This window comes from Nostoc sp. DedQUE02 (assembly GCF_034531035.1).
Lineage (GTDB): Bacteria > Cyanobacteriota > Cyanobacteriia > Cyanobacteriales > Nostocaceae > Nostoc.
On record NZ_JAVRBY020000006.1, the window covers coordinates 163650 to 188559 of the forward strand.

The window sequence follows — 24910 nt, forward strand, 5'->3', positions numbered from 1 at the left end:
GTATTATGCAAAATCCTACATCATACATGGAATCAGCAACGCCGAAATCCTAAATCATTCGTGTTTATGAATTCTGTTCTTGTTCTCTTTTCCTCGTCGTATAGCACAAGCCTTGGTGGTCAGGACATCATCTGTTGATGAAACTTAGACACAAAAAGACTTTTCACCCAGTCCCTTGCTATACTTGGTGAACCAGCGCTATATGAGTGAAAACAAATGTAGAGATGTTACATGTAACGTCTCTACAAGGGTCTGAGATAACGCATCATTAATTTCTGGAGATGTTTAATATACCAAAGGTGTCGCGCCGCGCATCTGACGTAAAGAATTTATACAGGCAGCACAGTCGCAACCAAATAAGTTGATTGCCATATCGCTTTCTTGATCGTTAAACTCCAGCATGGGAGCATCTTCTTGAGAAAATTCTATTTCCGGTTGATATTTAGGAATTTGAGCCAATACAGAAGCTCTTGCACACACTAAACCTACTTTATGTTTATTGCGTATACAAGATAGACTGTCTGTGGTTTTGGCTCTTACTTCTGGCTCCATAGCTTGTGCTTGATTGAGCATTACTCCCATAGAGAGAATAGAGCTAATCAGCACAGGAGAAGAAAGCAAACTCAGGATGAATTTGTTCATGGGTTCTTTAGAAAACAATTGCGATCGCTCAGATTATCCGATTAAATCTTACAGTGCAAGTAAATATTTATCAGGAATATTGCGTTAACTCAGAAGTTCCTAAGTATCGGCACATTTTAGCATCTGTTGGTAGGCAGGAGGTATAAAGCTGAATTTATATACTAAAACAGTATTTTAGTCAATATAAACATACCTGAATTTACCAAAAATCTTCCGGCGATCGCCTTCAACTTTCTCTTACAAAAGGGCACTAAGACCCCACCCCCAGCCCCTCCCCGCTCTTCGGGAGGGGAGACTTTGACGGCAAGTCAAAGGCGGGGTGGGGTTCTTTAGAATCTCTAATATCGATTAATGTGAGGTTGCAAGAGCAAGTTGCTTGAGCAACTTGTCTCATCAAGCCTGATTTTGTGCAGTTTTATGTATCAGTATAACGACGCGGCGTATAAACCCAGATGCTACCATCGCGGCGCTTGATGGTTCGGGTTTTTGTGGAACCGACGAGAATAATTGTCCGCATATCAGCGCTTGCAGATGTTAACTCGTCAAGTGCGATCGCTTTCACCGTCTGTCCTGGTCTGCCGAGATTCCTTGCTAACACTACTGGTGTATCCGGTGTTCGATGTCGCAACAAAATATTTCTCGCTTCTGCCAGTTGCCATGTACGCTTTTTGGAAACAGGATTGTAGAAAGCAATGACAAAATCAGCCTCAGCAGCAGCAGCAATTCGTTGTGCGATCGCAGACCAAGGTTTTAAAATATCAGACAGGGAAATAGCACAAAAGTCATGTCCCAGGGGCGCACCAATGGCGGCGGCGGCGGCTTGCATAGCAGAAATGCCTGGGGCCACATGAATATCGATACTGTCCCATTCGGGTTTGGCATAGCGATCGCAGACTTCAAAAACTGCTGTTGCCATTGCATAGATACCGGGGTCGCCAGATGAAACTACAGCTACATATCGTCCAGATGCTGCTAAATCAAGGGCCATTTTTGCCCGTGCTTCTTCTTCGCGGTTGTCAGACTCATGCCGTTGCTTGCCATCAGCCAGAGAACCAACTAAATCTAAATAAGTTTTATAACCCACGAGGTCAGTTGCCGACTTGAGTATCTCCTTTACTTCGGGAGACATCCACTCTTGACCACCAGGGCCAGTGCCAATAATCGCTAACCGTCCGCGTGGCTGACCGATGATGTTGGGGTCAATTGGTTGGGGGGCAATAGCGATCGCAATGTCAGGAGATGGAGATAAGGGAGATGTACCTGTGGCGGCGATCGCTGAGGCTTGGGCGGGGCTATAACCTTGTGATAAGAGACTTTCTAGCTGATTTGAGGTAAAAAAGCGGACAGGTACTTTCAAAGCGTTAGCTACGGCGTAGATTGCGGGATCGGCTGCGGCAGTGATGGGTGCAAATATGCCAGCGACTGATGCTTTTTCTAGTTTGGCATCAGCTAGTAGTTGGTGTACTAAAGCTACTGGATCATTAATCATGCCACTCATTGCGATCGCGATCGTTGCTGGGTGGTAAACAAGACAGTTGGCTGTAGGAGTAACCAAGCGTTCCGTAACTTGGATGGTCAAATCTCCCTTTGGGTCTATAGGCAGTTTACTATTGTTCAACCAAGGCGCTATTCCTTCTAGCTTGACTTGCGCCCCAGCTAACACATCTGAGATAAATTTCTTCGCATCATCTGGGTTGGCTAAATGGTATCCAGGGGGAGGAGATAACAGCGTTGTGCCCAAACGTAAATCGCCTGTGGTCGTAATTGCAGGTTTGACATCCAGCGCTTCGGCAATGCGACGGGCCAAATCGTTTACTCCACCAAGTCCACCCAATAGGGGAACAACAGCACTACCATCTTCAGCCACAGCTAGCACTGGTGGTTCCTGTCGTTTGTCTGACAGTACCGGAGCTAGCGTTCTAATTAAAATACCGGCGGCACAAATGCCAATCAGTGGTCTTCCCTGGACAAATAACTCGCGCAGCGTCTCGCCAAAATTTGTGAAGCTGACATCAACTCCCGATGTGCGATCGGCTAGACCGTATAGTGTTGCCCCTGGTAGCACAGTGATTATTTTGCGTGCTACTGTCACGCTATTTTGACCTAGTATTACAATGGCGGGTGCAACGTTCATTATTACTTAATTACGAATTATTTAATTAGCACTTTAAATAAATGTTCTGAGAAATTTGAGCGCTTCAATTTTATTGTTAAATATGGCGTGAATTAAATCACCATTATTCTAACGAATATCAATCTCGTATTTTAATGGTGGGGCAAATGTAGGTTGATTCTCTGGATAATTATGAATATATTCAATAGCATGTTCGACAGTGGCACTTTGTTGAGATAGCCCATGTAAGACAATGACATTTACCTGTTGGACTAGTCTAGCAAATGACTGCTCTAAGGTATTGATAAATTTATCTATCTGGAATTTTTCAAGACTTAGCATTTTATTCTTAATATTAGTAATATCTGGCTCTGATAATTTTTTCCATTGCCCAATCTTATTTTGAAAGTCCGTTTCTAATGTATTTTCATTGAAAGATGCATTTATACCAACAGATGTAAATGATTTAATGATGTTTTCATACTTGAGATAAAGAATTTTAAAGCCCTTAGATTCTAATTGGTCAAGCGCTCCTTGAGTAAACACACCTGCTAGAATAGCTCCTAAAAATGGGTTAAGGTGACTATAGGTGTCTGCCAAAGGAATAAGCGCTCCTTCAATTTCTTGAACCTTGTTTCTAGAATGCTTGGTGTAACGCCGCCACGCAGTCTCAATAAATGCTACTGGAAGACCAAGAGTATCTTCTGTACCTCCTCGTTCCAGTACATAGTCAAGGTCATGATAGTTACCGTAGCGATCCTGCCATGATACCTTTTTAGTGATTCGTGCCTTGCGCTTTCTCTGATAATCTAAGTAAAAACCATGTTCATCAGCCACTTTTTGAAGTGTCTCACGAATAAATTCCTGGATGAAATGTCCTAAAATCTGACCCCATTTATGTGAAAATGACTCTGCCATTACATTCGTGCAAAAATAATTTGTGTTGTGATTGCCCTACCCGTAAACCCACAAACAACCTTCGCAAAGAGGAACTTTATGCTTGCGATTTTTCCACTTCACATTTCGGTCACGAACTTTTTCAAAATTAAAAGATTTAAACCCTGCTGCTTGTGCTAATAAGCCCATCCATTCAATCACCGGAATATAAACACCATAGGGAGCAGAATCGCCAATCATAAAGCAAACTGTTGCAGGACTTTTGCATACTCTGCGAAGTGCTATCCAAACTCTAGCCATATCCAAAAAATAGCAGGCAATCATCAAATGATAATTCTTTTTACCTCCATGTAAATGTCGTTCTTGGGACAATTTATGACAGGTTTCAATAATACTAGCTTTGATTGGATATAATTCATGAGATGCTAGAACTTCGTCGATGTTTACATTTTTATTGGTTACATGCTGCGAACATGAACGAATTAAGTATTGCCTCACCGCACTTTGTAAATCACCCCAACCGGAAATTTCTTTCATAAAACACATTTCTAGACGTGTAGCATCTGCATAGTCATAGTTGTTAGCATACGGTGGTGATGTGATTACCAAGTTGGCAAAATTATCAGGTACACCCTGGTAAGTCCGAGCATCAGATTGAATAAGACAAGCAACAGAAGCCGCCATTTTTCCGGCAATTCTCATATCTGTAGCTATACTCTCTGCCATTAGGCGAAAAGCAGACATTGCATCTAAAGAATATTGTTTCTTTTTATTTGGTAAAATGTACTGCCAAGGTGCAGTTCCAGCATGAGAAACATGACGAAGAATTGATATAAGCGTTAACCAAACTAACTGAGATTCAGATGAATCATCAGCAAGTTTTTCCCAAGATTGGCGCAATCTATCTAGAGACTCAAGTGAAGATATACTAAAGCATTCATGAATCAGTTTCGGGTATATATCTACACAGGGCTGAACATTTTCGGCACATTTTATAACTTTTTCTATATGTTCAAGATAAGCATCAGCGTCAGTTTGATATAAAAGTTTAGCTCTTGCTATACGCACAACAAAGGGATGAGCCTCAATTCCCAAACATTCAACTCCAAGCTTTTCAGATACGAGTAAGGTTGTACCAGAACCAGAGAATGGATCTAAGACAGTAGTTTCTCCTCGTTCTTTAGCTTGGGTAATTATAGTTTCTACCCATTGTGCAGAGAAACCTGCACTAAATCTAAACCAGCGATGAACTGGCAGTTTCATGTTATTAATGAATGTAGATGAAATGTCCAAGGATTGGGAAGTGCAAGAAGAAAATTCCTGAAATGGCAATTCTAATTGTAGATTCATGTGGATAGTTATTATTGTTTATGAAGCGATCGCTGGAAAATAAATAGGTAAAATGCGGTTTTGCAATACTAGTACACAGTATTTATCACAATTGGTTAAAATGTTCCTCTGTAATACCCAACTGCTTTAGAATTTTATAAAAATCGCATTCTCTCAAAAGAGGCGATCGCTTCTTCAAATTGGGACTCAAGGATTGGGACTCCAACCAAATCTCAAAATAATTTCTTCCCCAGTCCCTAATCCCCAGTCCCTACTTCAATTAGCTTTCCGCTCTTTCAGCACTTGATCTAGCAAGTTTCTAGCAGATTGTGCTTTCGCCAACGCTACTTGATGGTCATTATAAGCACGAACCAGGCGAGAAAGACTGCTCACACCTATCTTGAGTTGCTCAAGTTCATCACCAGCAACTAGTTCTCCATCAAGCATCCGCCCAATCAACGGCTTGATATCGCCTACTTCCTGCCGGACTTTTTGGAGCTTTTCTAAAGAACTCAGCAAGGTTTTTAGTGAGTTCAATATATCGTCAATATCCTGAGCATCCTCCACTGGCTCAGGCGAATTTTCAACTGCTGTGATCGTATTTTTGTCTGAAGCTGTAGGCAATTCCTCTACAGACGTTTCAGTTGTAACCCCGTTTGACCGTGCCATCAACGCTTCCTCAAGGAATTTTTCTCAGTGTATCGCTGATTTCAACTTGCTAAAGATAATATCGTTATAATTCGTTAAATAAATGCTTGTACAAATTCAACTGTACGTCACTATCACTAAACCAAAGAATTCCCTTAGCTGTAAATCAGGGCTATTTCATTTTATTTAGGACTTACGCAAAATTATGATAAAACGAACCGCAAAAAACGCATACCCCTGCGGGGAAGCAAGCTACGCGTAGCGTCTCGTAAGAGTTGAACAAAAAGGAATAAGAGTTTCAGAGAGTTCTTGCTGTAAGTCCTGCTATTTTTAGGGCAGTTATTACAAATATTTTGGGTAAAACAATAATTTAGCAACAAACCTATCCTTCCAAAATACCCGTTGTATGAGATATCGCTCAGAATTATAAATTTTTGCTTTAGTTCTGGAATCGCTTGCAAAAATACCAATCCCTAAGACTGGTAGTCTTCAAAGGTGTCGCAGCAACGCTTATCGTAGACATTGTTCCTTTCAACGTCAAGGTATTATGTACTCGAACACCGTGCAGCATACAGTCTGAGGTTTTGCATGAAAGTAGCAGTCTTTAGTACAAAAGCTTATGATCGGCATTTTTTGTCAGCTGCAAATTCTCTCAGCCAACACGAATTAGTGTTTTTTGAACCCCGTTTAAATCGGGATACGGCTATCCTTGCTGCCGGATTTCCGGCAGTTTGCGTATTTGTACACGATCAGGTTGATGCCCCAACTTTGGAGATTCTTGCCTCAGGGGGAACTCGCTTGCTTGTCCTTCGCTGTGCAGGCTTTAACAATGTAGACTTACAAGCGGCAGCAAACTTAGGAGTTACTGTTGTGCGTGTTCCTGCTTATTCACCTTATGGAGTAGCAGAACATGCCGTAGGAATTATTCTAAGTCTAAATCGCAAAATTCATCGTGCTTATAACCGTGTCCGAGAAGGCAATTTTTCTCTAGATGGACTATTGGGATTTAATTTGCATAAGCGCACAGTAGGGATTATCGGCACTGGCAAAATCGGTTTGATTTTAGGACAGATTATGAAGGGGTTTGGTTGTAACCTACTCGCCTATGACGTTTATCACAATCCAGAATTGGAGGCGCTAGGTGGAAAGTATGTAGAACTACCTGAGCTATTTGCTAACTCTGATATTATCTCCCTACATTGTCCTCTGATTCCTGAAACACATCACTTGATTAACACTGAAGCTATAGAACAGATTAAGCCAGGTGTGATGCTAATTAATACTAGTCGAGGAGCGCTGATTGATACCCAAGCAGTGATTGAGGGCTTGAAGTCTGGTAAAATTGGCTATCTTGGTGTGGATGTCTACGAACAAGAATCAGAATTGTTCTTTGAGGATTTGTCTGGCGAAATTATTCAAGATGATATTTTCCAACGTCTGACAACGTTCCCCAATGTACTTATTACTGGACATCAAGCTTTTTTTACAGCAGAAGCTCTCCACAATATTGCAGAAGCAACTTTTGCTAATATTACTGATATAGAACAGGGTCATCCTTGTGCAAATGAAATTCGCGCTCAACCGTCAGCGACAATAGCGGTTGGCGATCGCTAAGAAAGCATCTTTATTGTTTTGTATGCTGGCCCCAAGGTTCACGAGCGAAGATCCGGCGTACCATCGGCTCAAAGAACGTCAACGGCAGATTATCATAATTTGGATCGAATGATTCTTGATCCCAGTTATGGCAGAACTCAACGGTGCGGTCAAAGTAAGGATGATCGCGAAACTTTTCTCTAGCATAGCGATCGCGTCCTGTGTGATGCCAGAAATAATAGCCTTGGAAAATCCCATGATGTTCAATTATCCAATGAGTACCGGGACTCACATAAGGTTTGAGGATAGCTGCTGCTAACTCTGCGTGATTTCCAGGTGCTAGTAAATCACCAATATCGTGCAGCAACGCAGCTACCACGACCTCTTCTTGTGCCTCATCCCGAAAAGCCCTTGTTGCCGTTTGTAGCGAATGCTGATAGCGATCAATCAAATTTCCTGGATAACTCTCTTGCAAGCCAACTAAAAGTGTCAATGCGCGATCGGCAACCTGATTCAACAAAGGTTTAGAGTGTTCCTGTAATAAAAGATAATCTTCTTTTGTTCCGTCTGCCATTCGTGTATAAGTGGCAACAGGTCTTCTAGTAGATGAGTTTGACATTACATACTCCTGATGTAAATCTCAAAATTCTCAGTTTATCCAAATATGAGTTATTTTTTCAATACCTATGCCAATTAGGGATTAGCTGAAGAATGTTTTCTCAGTCCCCAATCCAGCGCACAGCGACATCTACACCGCCTAACTCTAGACGTAGCCACAAAGCGATCGCGTTAATCTGTTCGCATCCATTGTCTTTTTTGGCACATCCCCAAATGCGCGTGTCATATACTAGTACTCATATTTGATTGCGTGAAAAAATTCAGTACAACTCAATACAGTTCAGTTAAGGAAATTTATCTGTTAAAGCAGGTAGGGGGAGCAGGGGAAGAAAAAAAGGCTTAACCCAAGCGTATTGCGGTATAACTAGGAAACCTTTTTTACTATTGCCTATTGCCTATTGCCCCTACACAAATAAGTTTAGAAATCAAATCGGATTACTATATTTCTCATACTTTGGCAAAATTCTCAATATCCAGGTAGCAAAGAGATGTGTGCCACCAAAGATATCGATAAAAAGCCGAGTAAAATACCTTTACTCAGCACACTTAGAACACCGAAAATTAATTTAAACTGTGACTTTTGAACCATCAAATTTTGTGAAGGTGAAGCCATTGAATATTTCGTTGTAACCTAGTCTTTCATCTCTGAGGAGGCTGATGGCAACCTCTTCTCCTAAAGCCAAAGCAGCTGAACCGTCCGAACGCCAATGGATACCACCGTGACCACGACCAATGGCATAGTTAGTTGCCAGTTTATTCAACTCTCCACCGACAGTCAATGGTGGCCCACTGTAAGAAATTACTTTTGTGGGGTCATTGGGATCAGGCACTACTGGATTAGGGATAACAAAGTTTTCATCAAAAAATGCTTTCAACAGTGTGACATTGACAGCAGCATTGGCGGCTGCACCACCTGTATAGGATGAATGGGTTGGCGCTGCTTCTGGATATGCTTGGGGCAATAGATAGGTGCCAAAGGTGCTAAAGGTCTGAGCCAAAGCTTTAGAATTCAATACCTCAGAATTAATCGGATACTGAGTTTTATTGACAATATTGTTGTAGACTAGCCCACCATAGGCTTCCGGGCGCAGAATGCGGTGTACATAATACTTCTGCCAGTATGACACTCTAATTACACGCGAGCTTCCCAAGTTAAGTAAAGCTTGTAAATGTCCCAGTGCAAAGGTTGCATTAGAACCAATTTGGGTTTTCGATCTGACGTAGGGATTGCCCGGATTCAAAGGTGTCCCGATGCTATTAAGAATCAAGGAAGCTCCAAGGTATGTAGGGCCGCCAATATGAGCATACTCACCTAAATCCCGAACTGTAAATATGTAACGGTTTTTGGGGTCGTATGTAATGGACTTCCCTGAACTACCTCCATTCTGAATAGTCAACCATTCTTGGAAATCGAGTAGAAAGTCATTACCAGGAAGAGCAGTACGAATCAATGGCGAAACAGACTGAGTTCCCCAAGGAATAGTTTGCAACAAAAATTGCGAAATGTATGGCCCATCTAGTACACCTGGTGGAATAACATATTTTGTAGTTATACCTGCTCCGTACAGATTGACGTAGTTGACACTACCACGAAATAGAGTTTGAGGAGTGACACGGCCATTTTGTTTTGCCCCTCGAAAGGCCGAAAGCTTGTTGAGGTCTTCGACAGCTGCCAAGACTTTTGGGTTGTCAGTATTATCTTGAAACTTAGAAAAAGGTACATCTCGGAGTAAAGCTTGCCAGTATAGTTCAACTGCTTCAGCCGCACGTTCTGCACTAGCTAGAGCTGGTGGCGCTGGCACAGCTATCTGCGCTGCATTGATCCCTTCTAGGCTAATTGCTAGAGGCCCTTGAGGATTGACCAGCTTTCTGCTGCCACCCAAGATGATATTTTCATAATCATTCGGGTTTTGCGTTCTCAATGCTTTGGTCAAAGAGTTGTAAGCTTCTAGGTTGACTTCGCCTAGCCTGTTATGCGGTAGTCCCCTGCTATCAGAGCCGATTTTGTTAGAATAACGTTCCTCATCACCGTTGGTCGGATGGGGCGGAATGGGAACACTCCTTTCAAGTCTGGCTGCTTCAACACGTACTCGATAGGCTTTATCAACAAACCTGTTGTAGTCGAACGCACGATGATACCGCCTATTGCTATCTTGGGCTTGTACAATATCTCCTCCATTCTTTGAGGAAAAAGGTGAACCTAAAACTCCTGCAACAACGCTAGCGGCACTAAACAAACCAGCGCGACCGAGAAATGAGCGTCTGCTGGCGCTATTACCAAGAAGACGTTTGCTAGCTACACGGGGCTGTTTCAGTTTATCTATTTCACTATTAGCCTGAGCATTTGGCTCGGAACTTTGATGAGAATTTGGATCTGGCTGCATGAAATATTCTCCACTGGTGAAAATAATACAGAAATTTAGTCACGAGTAAGTACATGAGTGGCTAAAAGCTAGGATGACTTTTAGCCACACATGGATAGAGAAAGAGGGCAATCTCAGTGAATTTAGTGTGAAATTCGGGGTTGTTCTACAGTTAGAAGATAACTTGCATTAGAGATTGTTCTCCTGACAGTTATGTAGGTATTTAGTGCTAATATTCAAGCTTTTATTACATGACTATTACACTTCTGTAGTTTTAATTAGTCCGATAGCTTTTGCCAGGATTCAAGGTCGCTATGTTATGGCGTTTCCTAATCAGATGAGGTACCTCATAGCCCCCTCATCGCTTGCTTTTAGGGGGTTGGGGTTGCTATACCTCACAAGGGTAGAGAAACCTTATAGCTGTACTCTCTTCCAGTCAGGGCACTAACTACTATAAATCTATCGACTTACCGTATTTAGATGTTAAATCAGACTTTCTCACAAATGGTGATGAAAATCAAGAGGTTTTTACAATAAACTTAGTAAGAGCGTGAAAGCTTTGGAAGAAGAGGCGTACAGCACGTATTCCGTGCTAGTGGAAATGAAACGTGACACGGCAGTTTTTGATGAAAATTGCTGTAGAAATTGCTATAATTTTTCCCAATCCTATGATATCTTTTCTAGAACTCTCCCCCATCCCCTCTTTGTGTCAAAGAGAAGAGCAAAAAGCTGAATTCGTTGCTCCTCCCTTTCTGTTTCGGAGAGTGAGAGGTTAATCAAACTCACCTTCTTTTACTTCCTTACAACCAAGCGCGATCGTATTGAACAGGCCAGAGTTTATCGTGTCCCAGTTGTTTGGCTGCCAGATGTGGCCAGTAAGGATTGCGGAGTAATTCACGTCCCAACAGCACTATATCAGCTACTTCTGTACGAATAATTTCGTCAGCTTGTTCAGGGGATGTAATTAAGCCCACGGCTCCTGTATGAATATTAGCTTCGCGGCGGATGCGTTCGGCAAAGTGAGTTTGATAACCAGGTTTAATTGGTATATGAACGCCTGGTATGATACCGCCTGATGAATTGTCGATGAGATCAACTCCAAGAGATTTGAGTTTGTCGCTTAAAGCAATACTTTGCTCAATATCCCAGCCATCGTCTACCCAATCGGTGGCAGAGATACGTACCCAGAGTGGATGTGTCTGGGGCCAAACCTCTCGAATTGCTTGAACTACTTCTCTGAGCAGACGAGTCCGATTTTCAAAGCTACCACCATAATCATCTTGGCGGTGGTTAGAAAGGGGTGAGAGAAATTGGTGCAGTAGATAACCGTGGGCAGCATGGATTTCCACTACCTTGAAACCAGCTTCTAGAGAACGTTTGGCAGCTTGGGCAAAAGTGTCAATAATTTCTTGAATTCCTTCAATAGTAAGGGCTTCTGGAACTGGGCTATCTTTGCTAAAAGCGATCGCACTACTCGAAACCAAGGGCCGCCAACCTTCCTGAGATTCATCTAGTACTTTTCCTCCTTTACTAGGTTTGGCAGTGCTGGCTTTTCTACCTGCATGAGCAAGTTGAATACCTGCAACAGCACCAAAATTATGAATTAATGCTACAGTCTTGGCTAAAGTTTCTATATGTGCATCTGACCAGATTCCCAAATCTTGCGGGCTAATGCGTCCACGCGGCTCTACAGCTGCTGCCTCTGTGAACACTATACCTGCACCGCCAACTGCGCGAGAAGCTAGATGAATAACGTGCCAATCATTAGCGTATCCATTTGTACTAGAATATTGACACATCGGTGAAACAGCGATGCGGTTGCGAAAGGTAACTTCACGAATCTTGAATGGTTCAAACAGATGTGCCATTGATATTGATTCCTTCTCTTGCTAGTAAAATAAATTAGGTAGGGATTTGCAGCATGAACTCGATTTTGCATTTCTCTTACCCACACTAAAATGAGCGATAAACGCCATAGTCAACAAAAATAATCCCAAAGCACAAACGGCTTTCCACTGCCATAATCTCCAGACATACAGCAGTTTTCTTTTACATAAAGTACAAAGCTACAGGTTTTGAGGCAGGAGACAAGATAGCGCAGCGACCCAGATATTCTCTAATCCCACTGACTGAACGGGCGAGTTGAATAGAGATATTCAAGCTACTACAATCAGCCAGTAGCGGCTGATTGTAGTAGACATTGGCTACTGCTAAAGCACAAGCGATGTCTAACGACAAGCCGCTTCGCGTCTGCGCTAAAGTTAAAACGGTACTCTGCTGCGTTAACGAATTGCTATCAGTGGTCAGAGCAGTGTACTCTTTAGAACTCATTATGATGCACCAAAATATTGAATTGTAGCTTAAATCTTTGTTGAATTACTAGACTTTTCATCAAGACTTGGATGAATAGGCTGCCCATCAGGCTTTTGGGTCTTGGATTCCCAGATATCGCCTTTTCCTAGTTCTTGATCTACTAATAACTGTAGATGCTCTGGTAATTTCGATGTTTGCCAAATTGACCAAATTTCTTCACAAAATAATTCTTTTTCAACTTGTCCAAAAAACATGATTTTACTCTCCAATAATGCTCAAGTTTAAGTTTAGTAACTCCTTGTTTAGGAAAGATGAAGTAACAAATTTGTCATTCTTCATTCTTTCACCATCTTAAAAATACAGTTACTATTGCCCCTAATACTGATTGTTAATAAAATCTCTAGCTTGTGGATCGTTAAGTAACTTATTTAATTTCTAAATTTTTGGCTAATTTTTTCGACCCTGTAATGTGACTAATGCCAAAGCATACTTTTTATCTTTAGCTGTCTCCTGTCCCATAGATTGAGGCGTTATTCTTGCTAGAGCAACAGTTTGAGCCGAAGAAACAATGAAGTCTACATCATTAATAGCTCGAACTACCTGGACTTTTTCTACTTCCTTAATTCGTAAAGTTTTCGGATTATCAGCTATGTCTCTGGTAGTCACAAATTTCTAAGTATTTTCCTTAAGTTTTATTAAGCTATTTCTTTGCAGTAACCTCAGTCCTCAATCATTAAACTTCTTGGCATTTATGGAGAATGGGTTTGCGGGTAAAGGGAAAAGAGATGAAATTTACCCAAACCCAGTACCCTTTAACCATTCGCCGACATCTTGGCATTTGCTACTTTTGCAAGATGTCTATTATTAATCACATCATTGGCAATTGTGACAGTGGCATTTTGGGGAACCTCATTCACAGATTTGAGGTTTTTAAAAAAAGTATAGTTATGCTTAGAAAAGAAGTCATCACCATCCATTGCAGCCCAATACTGATCAAAATCTGCCTTTTCTTCTTCTGTTTCTAGAGGACGACTAGCGTGTTCACCAGTTAGGGGGATGTGAGGCGCGTGCTTGCTAATCAATTCCTCTAGAGTTTTTTTTTCAAACTCTACATTCCAAGTCCGAGTTAGAGTAACCATAAAGTTTCCTTTTGGATATTGGAGAATGGGGATTGCAGATGGAGATCCTTAGCTCGTGAGTAACTCGCATCACGAAGAACCCATCTAATTTACTGTTAATCTACGATAAGCCGATTGGCATACAGTAGTATACAATTATGAGGTTTGCATAGATTATGCTAAAAAACAAGAGCTTATTAAAATTTATTGACATTATTCCTTAAGAGAGTTCAGTTTGTGGCGAAAACTTTCTCAAAAAAATAAAGCACAAGTATAATTTTTGTCATCAATGCTTAAAATAACAGATTGTGCGTCGACTATAGGAATCCGCTTTGATTTCTGTATCCCTCACGGGAGCGTAGCCATACTTATTTGCGCTGTTAGGCAATAGGCAATAGGCAATAGGAAGGAAGGCTTCTTAGTTGTACTGAGTTTTTTCAGAAATCAAATATGAGTCCTGTAGATTAGTTGAAGAAGAATTCAGGAATCATACCGTTTTTTTGTGAAGCTGCGCCAAATCTCTTAATTTCTTCTCTTCTCTACGAGAGGCTGCGCCAACGAGATGCTACGCATTGGCGTACTTGGCGCTCTTCCCAATATTTTAGCCATTACCATTGTGAAAAAGGGTGTTTGACTAAATTGCTGTTGAAATATCTGGAGTCATCAGAAACTTCTTCTCCAATCCAGATTGGTAGTTCAATTTGTTGATTTTCATCACTGAGTTCAACTTCTGCTAATATTAATCCTTTATTCACACCATCAAACTCATCTATTTCCCAAATCAAACCACCTGACTCTATTCTATATCTGACTTTTTCTATAAAGGGACGCTCACATAATGTCTCAAGTATTTCTTGAGCATCTTTAACAGGAATAGGATACTCAAACTCTAATCTCGAATATTTAATATTGGGGCCTTTAATGGTCAAATAACTTTTTTCCCCGACTATACGTATACGTACAGTCGCTTTGTCTTGTGTGGCAATGTAGCCTTGACGATATACACTACCTTCAGCTAATTCTCTCCAGCTATCTCCTCTCACTAAATATTTTCGCTCTATTTCTTTAGCCATTTTATTTCCCAGATTATTTAATTTTGTATATTAAAAATAATACATTTATCTGTGGCTTAAACTCATGAGCATGGTTATATATATCTTGTTTATAGAAAAAGAGATGTGTGTGATATTGATTAAATGATAATTAGCGATCGCTCCCACTATAGTACGATAATTTTGATTGGGACGGCGATTTGATGCCACCTGCACTAAGTGCGATCGCAGATGGGCAAAATCTGAGGTCTGTCATGGTTCTTTATATCCGCATTGCCAATTCAGTTACAGACAGAGATGAAGGGAGAAGCAATGTCTTGCTACAAACTGCTACGCGTCTACCTTAAAAGCATATTTGTTTGATATCACGCAGAGGTGCAGAAAGCCAGAAATACTTTTAATCCCCCAATGGATAATTCCAACATTTGATTTTATTTATATGCCAGAACTGACTAAAGTTTCTTGTTTAAGCTGTTCTTTCGCTAAAGCTAATGCTTGATGAGCTTTTTTAAACCTTGTTTCATCTGTAAATTTATGACCAAAATGCTTTAAATAAGCTTCCAGATAGCGAATACGTAAGGTTGGATCAGTTGGACTCACAAGAAAAGGGAGGTCAGCTTCAACCATAAACCGGATAGCTAACAAAGGGATAGGGCTACGAAGTGGGCGAAAGTTTGGGTTATGTAGACCAGGACTTTCATTACGTTTATGAAATTCTCCTATCATCAGTCCTGACTCAACAAATAGAGGTTTAAGTTTTTGTTGGATACTATCTATTACTTTAGAAGCGTCTTCTATATGGATGTCAGGAAAGATAAGTAAAAAAGCTTTATTAATTGCTAATTCTTGCTTTTTAACATCTATTTCTAGAAATATATCCCGGTAGCGTCCAACAAGCTCTTCTAATTCTTCTGGATACAAATCTTTTGTGCGAATCACTGCCATCCGAATACTGTTAGACTTCAGAGACAGAGGTACAAAAGGGCAAACTGCGCCGGGTCTTCCTAAGTTAGGATGAGGTCTTCCTAAAAAGTTTTTCACCCACTCCATAATTTCAATTAAGTAAGGAAGGTCTTCATTTTGCTGGAGTTGTTCGATTTCAATAGTTGTATAAAGTTGCATGAGCTTGAGTGAAATAGAGCGAGTATTTTTTCAAACAGCAGTTTTCCCTACATATCTATGTAGAGAAAACTAATTATTTAAATAAGCAAAATAAGTCTTAGTTTTTTATTTTTGGTTCATCTTTAGTTTTTAAAATATGAAAATGTTCCACTTTTTTTTGGTAATTCAAATAAATTTATGCCAGTAAATACACGAAGTTAAGCTTATATCAAGCAACTTGCGCTCACTTGATTTTGGTATTCTAGCCATAACAGACATCTATTACGCAGCAGATACTTATAATGTCTTTACACTTTCAAGCATCTATTATTTTTGGCAAAATAATTATAAAGTTTCCGTCTAAATAGTTATCTAGACTGTAAAAGTTTAGTATTGCTTTAACAGCAAATACAAGTTTAATATCAAGCTAAAATAATTTTTTCTAGGTAAGGTATATATTTAAAGACTTATTTAGGCTGTAAAAACTTAGTATTGCTTTAACAGCAAATATAAGTTTAATATCAAGCTAAAATAATTATATTTAGGTAAATATCAAAAATTAAGTCCAATTTTATTAAGCTGTATATTAGTTACAACAGCTTTCATTTATTCAAACCACAGATGTTGTGTTGTAGGGGCAACATTTTTAAGATGTATTAATTTATACTATTGCTTTTTGAGGCTGCGCCAAATTTTCTTGACTTCTTATTTCTTTTTTTATGTCCTACCCTGCGGGAAGCCTTTCGGATTTAGCAGTCGCTCATGGGGGGAAACCTCCATCGCCCTTGGCGTCTCCCCTTGGGAGAAGACCTCGCTGCTTCACCGCTTTGCGTCTATGCGTTCTTTGCGGTTCGTTCCTCGTATAGTTTGGCGCATCTTCATATAGAACTGGTATTAGAGCTAAAACAAGGTCATTCGCGCACTAGATGCTCATAACGGAAATCCCCTGTTCTTGCACTGACTTGGCTACACAAATAAAGTTAAGAGAAAATTAAGGATTTTGACTGTACAGACAACTCTGGGCAACCCACAAGTTCCCTAACAAAATTAGATATTTCTTTAACAAAGGTTTGAGGTTTGATTTACCTGCCTCTTGTGGCAGCACGTTTTGTATAGGGGTTAAATCCCTGTTACAAAACGCAACTGCGAATTCTTTTAATTAGAAGTCCGTTATTTATCAACAAATTCTTTTACTACTGCCATAGCATCAGGAGGAATCTGTGTAATTAGGCGAAATGGAAATGCAGCAGTTGAAGCAAACTGAGCATAATCTGGTGTCAGAAAGACAGCGTAGTTTTTCGCTTCTGGAGTCATTTGGAAAGCAAAGGCTAAAGCTATAGCTTTAACGTACTTGCGGACATCTGCTGCTTTTTCACCCACAACTTCACCGCCACTAATCGGTGTATTTGCTTTTTCTACTTGATCCAAAGTAGTACTAGGGTCTTTTATGCTTAGATGAGTTCCCCCAATTACACCAACTAGCCATTTTGGGGATGGGATTTTTTCAAATCCCACAATCTGTTCGGTTAAAGCTGGGGCAGTTTTATCGGCAGAACCTGCTAGCACTAGTGTAGGAACTTGTATCTTAGTTAACCCAGTTTCGCCAAAAATTAGAGAAGTTATAGGATTAAGAGCGATCGCCTGTTTTATTCTGGTATCTCGTAGTTGATAACTATTTTCTGGTAGTTCTTGAGCGATGCACTGTATATCTTCTCCTAGACTCAAGATAGCCAAGTTCTTTTTACAACGTTGTTTGAGACCTTCCAGTTGTAACTCGGCTCCAGCAAGTGTTAAAGCTGTAGTACCACCAAAAGAATAGCCAATAACCATCGCTTTATTGGTTGCAAGTTTCCCTTGCAAAGGATGATTAGCCGTTTGGTTGAGCTTTTCTAATTCGTCAAGCACAAAACTAACATCTTGAGGGCGATACAAAAACTCCTGAGGCTTCATAACTCTGGTTTTGCCTTGTAATGCTGAGTTAGTATTGGCCTGATTGCTACCAGGATGTTCTAAAGCTGCTACTACATAACCGTGGGATGCTAAATGTTCTGCCAGATAACGCAAGTCGGTGCGGACTGATGCGAAACCGTGAGAAATGACAATTACAGGTTTGTCGGGTGTTGCAGCAGTTGACCAGTAAATATCAACTGGAATTTTACGTTGGCTTTGCCCGCCGTAGGCATCGCGCTTTTGATCGTTCAGGCTTAAGTTAAGTACTTTTACTTCAGCGCTTCCTGCTTGGCTGGGATCAAAAGGGAAAGCAATCTGCGGTGTTTTGGGGTTGAGTTGAGGAGTAATGGCTAGCATAAATTGCTGAGTACGCCAAAAAGCTGTATTCAAACTCCTTGCAACTACAAAAGCCTGTGGCAAATTAATTTCTAGGCGTTTACTGGGATAAGCGGCGATAAAACTTAGTATAGAAAGGCCCGGCGGTGCAATGGAACCTAGTACCAATCCTGCTCTAAGTGCTTGTACACCAGCTTTATCCTTTCGGGCTAAGGCCGTAGCGAAGTCATTGAGAATAGTTGTACCAATTTGAGTATTAGCTAACTTATCAACGCTGACAACATTCATCGGTATATTCATGTCCAACGCCCCCAAGAAGAAACGGCGTTGTTCTTCAGATAATTTTTTAGTGTAAGGCTGCAAACTCCCAGGCAATTCGCCAGTTTTTGCAGCCTTTTGTAACTCAGCAAGAGAGATGGATTCTGTAAATAAACCCAAACGCACAATAACTGTGTCAGCTGCAATGGCTGAAGTATTTGCCCCGAATTGTGCAAGCGCTATGCCTATAGGAAGAGCTTTGCCCAATGCACCAAAGAAACCTGCAACTGTCTTAAAACTTCCCCAACTTATTCTCATAAATATTTATACCAAGTGTTACTTACGGGAATATAACGGATATTTGTGTATTTGACTACCCCATTAATGACCTCGAAATGAAAGTAGTTTTTTCCTGAAGTTGATAGCTATGTCTACGACGGGCTATAACGCTCATTCGTGCAGCGTGCCGTAGTCAAGACTCGCTATCGGTGTCGCCCTCATTTTCTCAAAACACTACTGATGCAAATCAAGCTGATAAAAAGCAACGAATTGTAGAATTCATCAAAGCTAAAAATTTGAGCATAAATCAGTGTTCACAGCGACAAAAGCCAACTTGTTTCTCCGCTAGGTTTAATACTGTAACAGTAACAATCTAAAACTATTTATTCCGAGTAACCAGGTTTATGTATGGGATCAATCTAAAATCCAAAATTGAGTAACTGTAATTTTTTATAAAACGAAGCTTTCACGACAGATTAATGTTTTGTCTTTGTGCTTTCGAAGGTGTTGCAGGTGGATAATCTTAGTGCTGTAGCTGCATATTAATCATCAAATTCTACCAGCCACATCAAAAATTTTCTTTAGCTTTATGCGTTGCAGACTCAGCTATATTTTAATTTCGCTACTATCTCTGAGTATTATTACATTGTCGTGGCCTGTGAATAATTCTGATTGCAATTTCGAGGGTTTTTTAGCATCAAAAACTACAAAATTCCAAGTACAGGCTACTAAAGTGATTGTTCAACCGTGGCGTGGTCGTCATCATGTATATGGAATATTTATGATTCCTGATAAATACAAACTATCTCCATTTTTTGTAGTGACAGTTCAAGGTGCTGGTAGTTACTGTTCCAAACAATTTGGTCATAAAAAAAACTTTGATGATGTCTTTGCTGAACCAGGAACTTATCTAGTAAAGAAATTTATTAGAACTCGAATAGCTCTGCGGCTCATTCTCAAAGGGTTATATTTTCAGCTTAATGATAAACAGAACTGGACATTGACTTTCCCGGAACCAAACACTAGTCAATATAATTCATAAGTTGGTCTTCTCTAATAAAGCAGTAGTAGCATTGATTACAATCTGTGCTGATCCTGTGAAGAACGATCGCTCGATAGTCGCTGGAACATCGCTAGGTTTATGATAGTGGGGAGTACGTAAATTTGCGGTATCTGTCACCAGCACAGCACCCACGCCCTGATACCAAAACGGTGCATGGTCGCTTCGCAGAGTATCGGGTGTCAGTAAACCTTTAAAAGGAATTGGCAGTGTTAAAACTGCTGGCAGATTTAATTCCTGTTTATTTAGGGCGGTTGAAGGGATGTTCTGTGAATTGTGAAAGGTATTCAGTAAAGGTAAATGTTCTGTATCACCGACTACTGCCAAAAAGTCGCCTTTGTCGCTAGGTGGTGTAACAGGCAATCCCGCAGGATATTTTTGACATCCAGCAGTGTAACAGGCATAACCTACCATATCCATAACGATCGCTCCGCCTAAATTTTGTAAGCGTGCTGTTTTGCTAACGAAAGCCTGACTCCCCAAAAGTCCTGCTTCCTCTTGGTCAAAAAAAGCTAGCTGTAAAGTCCGTGGCGTGGGACGGGAACCGAGCAAACGAGCTACTTCCAGCACCACAGCAACACCAGTGGCGTTATCATCAGCACCAGGGGATAAGGCAACAGTATCGTAATGCGCTCCGACGAGAATTGCTTTAGCGGTTTTGTTAGTTCCTGCACGTTCGGCAAAAATATTCACACCCTCAGAGAACTTTTCCAATTTTGGTTTCCAGCCTAATTTTTTCAGTTCAGTTGTGATGTAAGTGCGAGTTTGCCATCGCTCTTTTGTTGTGTAGCGCTGAAAATTCAACTTTTGGATATGAGTTAACAGCTTGTCAGTAGATACTTGTGGGACACGATCAACTTTTTTTAACTCTGGCTGTGGTTCAGGTGTTTCTACTGCAATGCGTTCAACAATTGTCGGTGAGGAATGTTGTTCAAAAAACGTGCTACCCCTACTACCCACAACAACAACTGCCATCACCACCAACAACATTAGCCAAATCCATTTTTTCATATTATTTCTCCTCAGCTTATCCGAGTTGTAGTAAGCTCAATTATCTATAGTTTTAGTTTTTGGGTATCTGGGATGACCAGATAATTAAAGACTGCATCAAGATATCATTTTTATTCCCAAACTATGATGGATTTAGGTTACATTTGTTGAGACAATGCTACTAAATTACCTCCAAAGTTTGGTGCACAATAAAATTTAAAATACTTAATATTTTTATTGTGCAAATTTTAGTTAATCAAGCATCTAAATCAAAGACTCGATATTATCCCTCAGCATAAAATAGAATTAGAAAGAGCCAAACAATACAATACCCATCAGTTTCAAGGATATTTTTAACAAAACTACTATACTTTGGCACTTTCAACAGGAGGGTAAAAGGTAGGCTTATAGCATTTTATCAAGAAAGGCAGGAGGAAAACTATTCTCTGCCGTAAGTATTGCGACTAGAAGGAGCAAGGGTTTAACACCTTGCGGAATATGGGAGTTAAGTGACTTAAAACAAATCATTTGGAGTCGAACCCAAGCTGAAAAGTTTCTCTTACCTCCTGCCTCCTTCAAGACTTGTAAATACCTCAAAATTTCTTTTACAAAAAGTAGGATATGAACGTTAATAGAATTTTATCAAACACACAGACAACAGAGAAAATTCAGGTTTTGGTTGTTGAGGATGAGTATATCCTAGCGATGAATTTACAAGAAACTTTAGAATTGCTGGGATACACTGTTTTAGATATTGCCGATTCGGCAGAAACAGCAGTTGAGAAAGCTGCTGAACTACTTCCAAACTTGGTTTTGATGGATATCCAGTTACGAGGTGATATGGATGGTATTAAGGCGGCGGAGCTAATCTGGAATCGTCTTCAAATTCCTGTTCTCTACATCACCGGACATTCTGACAAAAGTACTGTAGAGCGGGCTAAAACGACATTTGCTTTTGGTTACATCCTAAAACCTGTTAAAGAGCAACAACTTTATGTTGCTATTCAAACAGCACTCAATTGTTATCAACGCGAGAAATTGTCACAATTACAACGGTTCAACCAGTTGAAAAATGATTTTTTAGCGCCTGCCTCTCAGGAAATGCACATACCATTATTAAACATCAAAAAGACAATCTCCGTACTAGAACATCTTCTGCAACGAGAAGGCATTTTAAATTCAGAATTACTTTCTCCATTTGAGTCTGTAGCTGGCTACTTAACTATTCTGCGTCAACAGTGCGAAGAAGGGCTAGATTTAGTGAACAATTTGCTGTCTCTGCAAATGATTGAGACAGATGTCTATCCATTAGAATTAACTTCATTTCAACTACAAAACTGGATTCCTCACATAGCCTTGCATTTTCAAGATATTGCTCGATCTCAGCAACAGATTTTTCAGGTTAGTATCCCCCAAAATCTACCATCTATAGTTTCAGACTTAGCTGTTGTTAACAAAATTGTCTGCGAATTACTCAGTAATGCCTGCAAATATTCTCCTCCTGATGAGGAGATTAGATTAACTGTCGATGTCATTTCCATGACAAAAAGTGTAATCAATGAAGATGCTCGATCTGGCATGATAACCACTTCTCAAGTGCCATTTTTTCAAATTAAAATTAGCAATTCTGGCGTAATAATCCCTAAAAAAGAACAGTCTCGAATATTTGAACCATTTTACCGAATTCCGTATAACGATTTCTGGAAAATTGGTGGTACAGGATTGGGCTTGGCATTAGTTAAGAAGCTGGTAGAATGTCTTCAAGGCACGATCGAAGTTACCAGTATTCAAGATTGGATAATATTTACAGTCTTACTACCGTTAGTATAATTTTTGCTAAAGAAATGTTGTGAATTTTTCGGCCGGGTGGGTTTGGGCATATACCCAATCCCCACTCAGCAATCTCCTTAATACAATCCCAGCCAGGATAGTAAATTTTCCCACCAAGAATATCTCAAATTACCTACACTCAATTTCATTTTGTTACGAATATCTTGGATTTTCCAGTTGGTTAGTTTAGCTAGAGTTTGCGCTTCTTGTTCAAAACGTTTGGGCAAAGACTGCTTATATTGTCTACCCGCCTGACATTTGAGTTCCCCTTGAAACGGATGTTGCAAAACATAACGCCCTTGGAAAGATTCAGTATTGGCAGTTTGTTGAAATATCAAGTCTTCAGGAAATTTATCGCGGGTATAGCGAACATGCAATCGAGAGATGAAGACGTTACTTCTAGGAGAGGGACGACGAAAACTGGGACGTACTGGTATATTACTTGTAGAATTATCATCTAGCCAAAATACACCTGCTTGCTTGAGTTCCTCTGGGGTTAGGGGTTCGGCGGAACAGGGATCGCAACTACCCATATCCCAGGCGTACTCTAAAAAACCAACTTTCCTGTCTTCTTTGGTGTAGGCAGTTTGAAACATGGATTTATAGAATTCACCAAATTCATCTTTGACAAATAAGGGAATGTTCGCATCGGAGGGAATTTTCACTGTCCGGTAGTTAGTGATTTCTGCCTGTCCTTCGGGTGAGAGGATGTAGACAATCAAATCCTGCTCTGTCGTAGCATTGATCATGCCTAAACGAATTGGCAGCATGAATTTAGGCGATTGGTAGGAAATTTGTAGTGGACGGAGAAACTGGTAGCCAGATTGCTCAAATTTATCTAAGTTGACTTTGGCAACAAAGAATTTCATGGAGGAGCGAATATAAGGCTGAAGTAACTGTTTCGCACCTCTGGGAATTTTATAGCCATTACGTTTGAGCCAAGTTTCCAATCCGCCAGATTCTTTTGCACTGAGGATCAAAATGTCGTATTCGCCAACATTGAAACGTGCTTCAATCGTCACACCTAAACTAGCATCGCCTCTTGCATTCCCCGCCTCACTTCTGGTTGCGGCTGGCGCTGGTGCTGCTGATAACTCTCTATCGTCAACTGGGGCACAAGGATCTGAGTCAAAATATTCTACCAATCGTGGCGCACTAAAAGCATCTAGCCGCTCGATAATCTTCGGTTCAGTGACGCGAACTTGTTCTTTTTGCAGCACCGTTGGCACTGGTACTACCATTGCAAAATCTTTGACTTCGCCTTGAAAGTCGTTTGCCATTGTTAGGATAGTGCGATCGCCATCCCGCGCGATCACAACCTGAGAAGCTTTGTTATACAGTTTTGTATCAGCTTTGGCTACATAAAATCCACAAAATGCCCAAGCTGCGGGGGCAAAGCACAAAACAGCTACAATTGCTAACAATAATGGTGTTAAAAGCCGAAAAAATTTCATTATTTTATACCTCTATCTTTTTTGGCGCTAAAGACTAGAAACGCGATTCATCGCGTTAGTAAAAGAGTTAGGAGTGCTGAGTTAGAAGTTCTTCTCCTGCTTCCTCATCTTTTTCTTGCCAAGCAAACCTTGGGGCTAACCAGAGAACATCTATCAGGATGCTCAAGGGTGCAAGGGTAAACAGTGCCCAGAAAACTGCTGTGGAAACAAAGAAATAATTTCGCAGGATAAAAGTCAATCCGGCGATGCAGATTGCCCAAACTACACGCCCAATTCGGGAATTGGGAATCGATCGCGGATCGGTAATCATAAATAGGGCAAATAGCAGCAAAGAACCGCTCATCAATCGATGCCAGTAAACATCCCAAGTCCAACCTAGCCAGAAATTGCGAATCGCCTCTAGCAAAGAGTAGGAACCTAAAAAAGCTGCTGTGGTGTCCCAACGACCAATGCGCTGCAAAATCATGCCGCCAGTGCCGAGAAATAATAGACCATACCACCACTCTTCACCCCATTGTCCCGGCGAAACCCAAGCATCGGGGGTGAGAATCAAGGCAGATATGATGCCAAAATTGGCGGGATTGAAGAAATGCTTATCGCCGACTCGGAAGATAAATTTGCTGGCGATCGCAAGAACTGCGGCTATTGCCATTGTCGTCCAGTGGTCAGCCCGCAACAATAAACTCAGTCCCAGTGAGGTAATTAAAGCACTGCGAAGATTTGCTACTTGTTCTTTGCCTGTTACCCATGACAATATCCATTGAGTTGCTAAACTTGTGGCGATCGCTACTCCAATCAACTCTGGTCGCAACGTCCAATCTCGTGTACCAATTCCCAAGACTAGGAATAAGCCGAGAAATAGTATTTGGTAATCTCGTATATCTTTGAGCAACATTACCCTTTTATTCAGGGATTCCCCGTAGATTTCTCATCAATTTAGACGAGTGCTAGCTCAAATAGCATTGC

At 40.7% G+C, this 24910-nt stretch carries 23 protein-coding genes; 5 read left to right on the forward strand and 18 right to left on the reverse strand.

The genetic code is table 11. From position 1 onward, the window contains the following. Nucleotides 1-285: 285 nt before the first annotated feature. From RMX98_RS08575 to RMX98_RS08595, 5 genes are all read right to left on the reverse strand, one after another. Nucleotides 286-642: a hypothetical protein gene (locus RMX98_RS08575; protein WP_322676588.1), complete on the reverse strand. Its 357-nt coding sequence runs from the start codon at nt 640-642 to the stop codon at nt 286-288. A 415-nt stretch (nt 643-1057) separates the two neighbouring features. Further along, complete coding sequence (gene cobJ / locus RMX98_RS08580) at nt 1058-2776, reverse strand: precorrin-3B C(17)-methyltransferase (RefSeq protein WP_322676587.1); 1719 nt, start codon at nt 2774-2776, stop codon at nt 1058-1060. A 108-nt stretch (nt 2777-2884) separates the two neighbouring features. Beyond that, a complete protein-coding gene (locus RMX98_RS08585; RefSeq protein ID WP_322676586.1) occupies nt 2885-3673 on the reverse strand; it encodes a hypothetical protein in 789 nt (262 codons plus the stop codon). Nucleotides 3674-3709: 36 nt separating this feature from the next. Further along, nucleotides 3710-5002 (reverse strand): DNA methyltransferase, encoded by a 1293-nt coding sequence (locus RMX98_RS08590; protein ID WP_322676585.1) that lies wholly within the window; start codon nt 5000-5002, stop codon nt 3710-3712. 255 nt (nt 5003-5257) lie between these two features. Further along, nucleotides 5258-5650 (reverse strand): hypothetical protein, encoded by a 393-nt coding sequence (locus tag RMX98_RS08595; protein ID WP_322676584.1) that lies wholly within the window; start codon nt 5648-5650, stop codon nt 5258-5260. A 567-nt stretch (nt 5651-6217) separates the two neighbouring features. On the opposite strand from RMX98_RS08595, the gene RMX98_RS08600 reads away from it, so the two are divergent. Then, a complete protein-coding gene (locus RMX98_RS08600; protein WP_322676583.1) occupies nt 6218-7243 on the forward strand; it encodes a 2-hydroxyacid dehydrogenase in 1026 nt (341 codons plus the stop codon). A gap of 10 nt (nt 7244-7253) precedes the next feature. On the opposite strand, the gene RMX98_RS08605 is transcribed toward RMX98_RS08600, so the two are convergent. After that, nucleotides 7254-7841, reverse strand: a complete 588-nt coding sequence (locus RMX98_RS08605) for an HD domain-containing protein (RefSeq protein WP_322676582.1) — start codon at nt 7839-7841, stop codon at nt 7254-7256. A gap of 92 nt (nt 7842-7933) precedes the next feature. Here RMX98_RS08605 and RMX98_RS08610 point away from each other — a divergent pair, with 92 nt between their 5' ends. After that, a complete protein-coding gene (locus tag RMX98_RS08610; RefSeq protein ID WP_322676581.1) occupies nt 7934-8086 on the forward strand; it encodes a hypothetical protein in 153 nt (50 codons plus the stop codon). 320 nt (nt 8087-8406) lie between these two features. On the opposite strand, the gene RMX98_RS08615 is transcribed toward RMX98_RS08610, so the two are convergent. The 7 genes from RMX98_RS08615 to RMX98_RS08645 form a co-directional block, all read right to left on the reverse strand. Next, the gene (locus RMX98_RS08615; RefSeq protein ID WP_322676580.1) at nt 8407-10224 is read right to left on the reverse strand and encodes a vanadium-dependent haloperoxidase; all 1818 of its coding nucleotides are present in this window, start codon (nt 10222-10224) and stop codon (nt 8407-8409) included. Nucleotides 10225-11003: 779 nt separating this feature from the next. Then, on the reverse strand, nt 11004-12071 hold the full coding sequence (gene namA / locus RMX98_RS08620; protein WP_322676579.1) for an NADPH dehydrogenase NamA: 1068 nt from the start codon (nt 12069-12071) through the stop codon (nt 11004-11006). A gap of 181 nt (nt 12072-12252) precedes the next feature. Next, a complete protein-coding gene (locus tag RMX98_RS08625; RefSeq protein ID WP_322676578.1) occupies nt 12253-12534 on the reverse strand; it encodes a hypothetical protein in 282 nt (93 codons plus the stop codon). Nucleotides 12535-12563: 29 nt separating this feature from the next. Then, nucleotides 12564-12770, reverse strand: a complete 207-nt coding sequence (locus tag RMX98_RS08630; RefSeq protein ID WP_322676577.1) for a hypothetical protein — start codon at nt 12768-12770, stop codon at nt 12564-12566. 193 nt (nt 12771-12963) lie between these two features. Next, nucleotides 12964-13182 carry a MetQ/NlpA family ABC transporter substrate-binding protein gene (locus tag RMX98_RS08635; protein ID WP_322676576.1) on the reverse strand — a complete coding sequence of 73 codons (219 nt, stop codon included), beginning with the start codon at nt 13180-13182 and terminating at the stop codon, nt 12964-12966. A 146-nt stretch (nt 13183-13328) separates the two neighbouring features. Then, nucleotides 13329-13655 (reverse strand): hypothetical protein, encoded by a 327-nt coding sequence (locus RMX98_RS08640; RefSeq protein ID WP_322676575.1) that lies wholly within the window; start codon nt 13653-13655, stop codon nt 13329-13331. Nucleotides 13656-14242: 587 nt separating this feature from the next. Beyond that, nucleotides 14243-14707: a CYTH domain-containing protein gene (locus tag RMX98_RS08645; RefSeq protein ID WP_322676574.1), complete on the reverse strand. Its 465-nt coding sequence runs from the start codon at nt 14705-14707 to the stop codon at nt 14243-14245. 182 nt (nt 14708-14889) lie between these two features. Here RMX98_RS08645 and RMX98_RS08650 point away from each other — a divergent pair, with 182 nt between their 5' ends. Then, nucleotides 14890-15033, forward strand: a complete 144-nt coding sequence (locus tag RMX98_RS08650; protein WP_322676573.1) for a hypothetical protein — start codon at nt 14890-14892, stop codon at nt 15031-15033. A gap of 88 nt (nt 15034-15121) precedes the next feature. On the opposite strand, the gene RMX98_RS08655 is transcribed toward RMX98_RS08650, so the two are convergent. Further along, the gene (locus RMX98_RS08655; RefSeq protein ID WP_322676572.1) at nt 15122-15808 is read right to left on the reverse strand and encodes a DUF6875 domain-containing protein; all 687 of its coding nucleotides are present in this window, start codon (nt 15806-15808) and stop codon (nt 15122-15124) included. 1149 nt (nt 15809-16957) lie between these two features. Beyond that, entirely contained in the window at nt 16958-18649 is a 1692-nt protein-coding gene (locus tag RMX98_RS08660; protein WP_322676571.1) for an alpha/beta hydrolase, read from the reverse strand. Between the two features lie 694 nt (nt 18650-19343). Between RMX98_RS08660 and RMX98_RS08665 the strand changes: the two genes are divergently transcribed. Beyond that, nucleotides 19344-19652 carry a hypothetical protein gene (locus tag RMX98_RS08665; RefSeq protein ID WP_322676570.1) on the forward strand — a complete coding sequence of 103 codons (309 nt, stop codon included), beginning with the start codon at nt 19344-19346 and terminating at the stop codon, nt 19650-19652. On the opposite strand, the gene RMX98_RS08670 is transcribed toward RMX98_RS08665, so the two are convergent. After that, complete coding sequence (locus RMX98_RS08670) at nt 19647-20681, reverse strand: M28 family peptidase (RefSeq protein WP_322676569.1); 1035 nt, start codon at nt 20679-20681, stop codon at nt 19647-19649. The genes RMX98_RS08665 and RMX98_RS08670 overlap by 6 nt on opposite strands. Nucleotides 20682-21281: 600 nt before the next feature. Here RMX98_RS08670 and RMX98_RS08675 point away from each other — a divergent pair. Then, complete coding sequence (locus RMX98_RS08675; RefSeq protein WP_322676568.1) at nt 21282-22490, forward strand: response regulator; 1209 nt, start codon at nt 21282-21284, stop codon at nt 22488-22490. 77 nt (nt 22491-22567) lie between these two features. Here RMX98_RS08675 and RMX98_RS08680 read toward each other — a convergent pair whose 3' ends face one another. Further along, nucleotides 22568-23944, reverse strand: coding sequence for a DUF2330 domain-containing protein (locus RMX98_RS08680; RefSeq protein ID WP_322676567.1), 1377 nt, complete (start codon nt 23942-23944; stop codon nt 22568-22570). 67 nt (nt 23945-24011) lie between these two features. Next, entirely contained in the window at nt 24012-24839 is an 828-nt protein-coding gene (locus tag RMX98_RS08685; protein ID WP_322676566.1) for an RnfABCDGE type electron transport complex subunit D, read from the reverse strand. Between the last annotated feature and the right edge of the window lie 71 nt (nt 24840-24910).

What these genes read in the sequence shown, in the direction of transcription:
- RMX98_RS08630 (WP_322676577.1), bottom strand. Translation starts at nt 12,770, where the DNA reads ATGTTTTTTGGACAAGTTGAAAAAGAATTATTTTGTGAAGAAATTTGG.
- RMX98_RS08655 (WP_322676572.1), bottom strand. Translation starts at nt 15,808, where the DNA reads ATGCAACTTTATACAACTATTGAAATCGAACAACTCCAGCAAAATGAA.
- cobJ (WP_322676587.1), bottom strand. Translation starts at nt 2,776, where the DNA reads ATGAACGTTGCACCCGCCATTGTAATACTAGGTCAAAATAGCGTGACA.
- RMX98_RS08585 (WP_322676586.1), bottom strand. Translation starts at nt 3,673, where the DNA reads ATGGCAGAGTCATTTTCACATAAATGGGGTCAGATTTTAGGACATTTC.
- RMX98_RS08600 (WP_322676583.1), top strand. Translation starts at nt 6,218, where the DNA reads ATGAAAGTAGCAGTCTTTAGTACAAAAGCTTATGATCGGCATTTTTTG.
- RMX98_RS08675 (WP_322676568.1), top strand. Translation starts at nt 21,282, where the DNA reads ATGAACGTTAATAGAATTTTATCAAACACACAGACAACAGAGAAAATT.
- RMX98_RS08590 (WP_322676585.1), bottom strand. Translation starts at nt 5,002, where the DNA reads ATGAATCTACAATTAGAATTGCCATTTCAGGAATTTTCTTCTTGCACT.
- RMX98_RS08670 (WP_322676569.1), bottom strand. Translation starts at nt 20,681, where the DNA reads ATGAAAAAATGGATTTGGCTAATGTTGTTGGTGGTGATGGCAGTTGTT.
- RMX98_RS08595 (WP_322676584.1), bottom strand. Translation starts at nt 5,650, where the DNA reads ATGGCACGGTCAAACGGGGTTACAACTGAAACGTCTGTAGAGGAATTG.
- RMX98_RS08640 (WP_322676575.1), bottom strand. Translation starts at nt 13,655, where the DNA reads ATGGTTACTCTAACTCGGACTTGGAATGTAGAGTTTGAAAAAAAAACT.
- RMX98_RS08575 (WP_322676588.1), bottom strand. Translation starts at nt 642, where the DNA reads ATGAACAAATTCATCCTGAGTTTGCTTTCTTCTCCTGTGCTGATTAGC.
- RMX98_RS08610 (WP_322676581.1), top strand. Translation starts at nt 7,934, where the DNA reads ATGTTTTCTCAGTCCCCAATCCAGCGCACAGCGACATCTACACCGCCT.
- RMX98_RS08650 (WP_322676573.1), top strand. Translation starts at nt 14,890, where the DNA reads ATGCCACCTGCACTAAGTGCGATCGCAGATGGGCAAAATCTGAGGTCT.
- RMX98_RS08685 (WP_322676566.1), bottom strand. Translation starts at nt 24,839, where the DNA reads ATGTTGCTCAAAGATATACGAGATTACCAAATACTATTTCTCGGCTTA.
- RMX98_RS08680 (WP_322676567.1), bottom strand. Translation starts at nt 23,944, where the DNA reads ATGAAATTTTTTCGGCTTTTAACACCATTATTGTTAGCAATTGTAGCT.
- namA (WP_322676579.1), bottom strand. Translation starts at nt 12,071, where the DNA reads ATGGCACATCTGTTTGAACCATTCAAGATTCGTGAAGTTACCTTTCGC.
- RMX98_RS08605 (WP_322676582.1), bottom strand. Translation starts at nt 7,841, where the DNA reads ATGTCAAACTCATCTACTAGAAGACCTGTTGCCACTTATACACGAATG.
- RMX98_RS08615 (WP_322676580.1), bottom strand. Translation starts at nt 10,224, where the DNA reads ATGCAGCCAGATCCAAATTCTCATCAAAGTTCCGAGCCAAATGCTCAG.
- RMX98_RS08645 (WP_322676574.1), bottom strand. Translation starts at nt 14,707, where the DNA reads ATGGCTAAAGAAATAGAGCGAAAATATTTAGTGAGAGGAGATAGCTGG.
- RMX98_RS08625 (WP_322676578.1), bottom strand. Translation starts at nt 12,534, where the DNA reads ATGAGTTCTAAAGAGTACACTGCTCTGACCACTGATAGCAATTCGTTA.
- RMX98_RS08660 (WP_322676571.1), bottom strand. Translation starts at nt 18,649, where the DNA reads ATGAGAATAAGTTGGGGAAGTTTTAAGACAGTTGCAGGTTTCTTTGGT.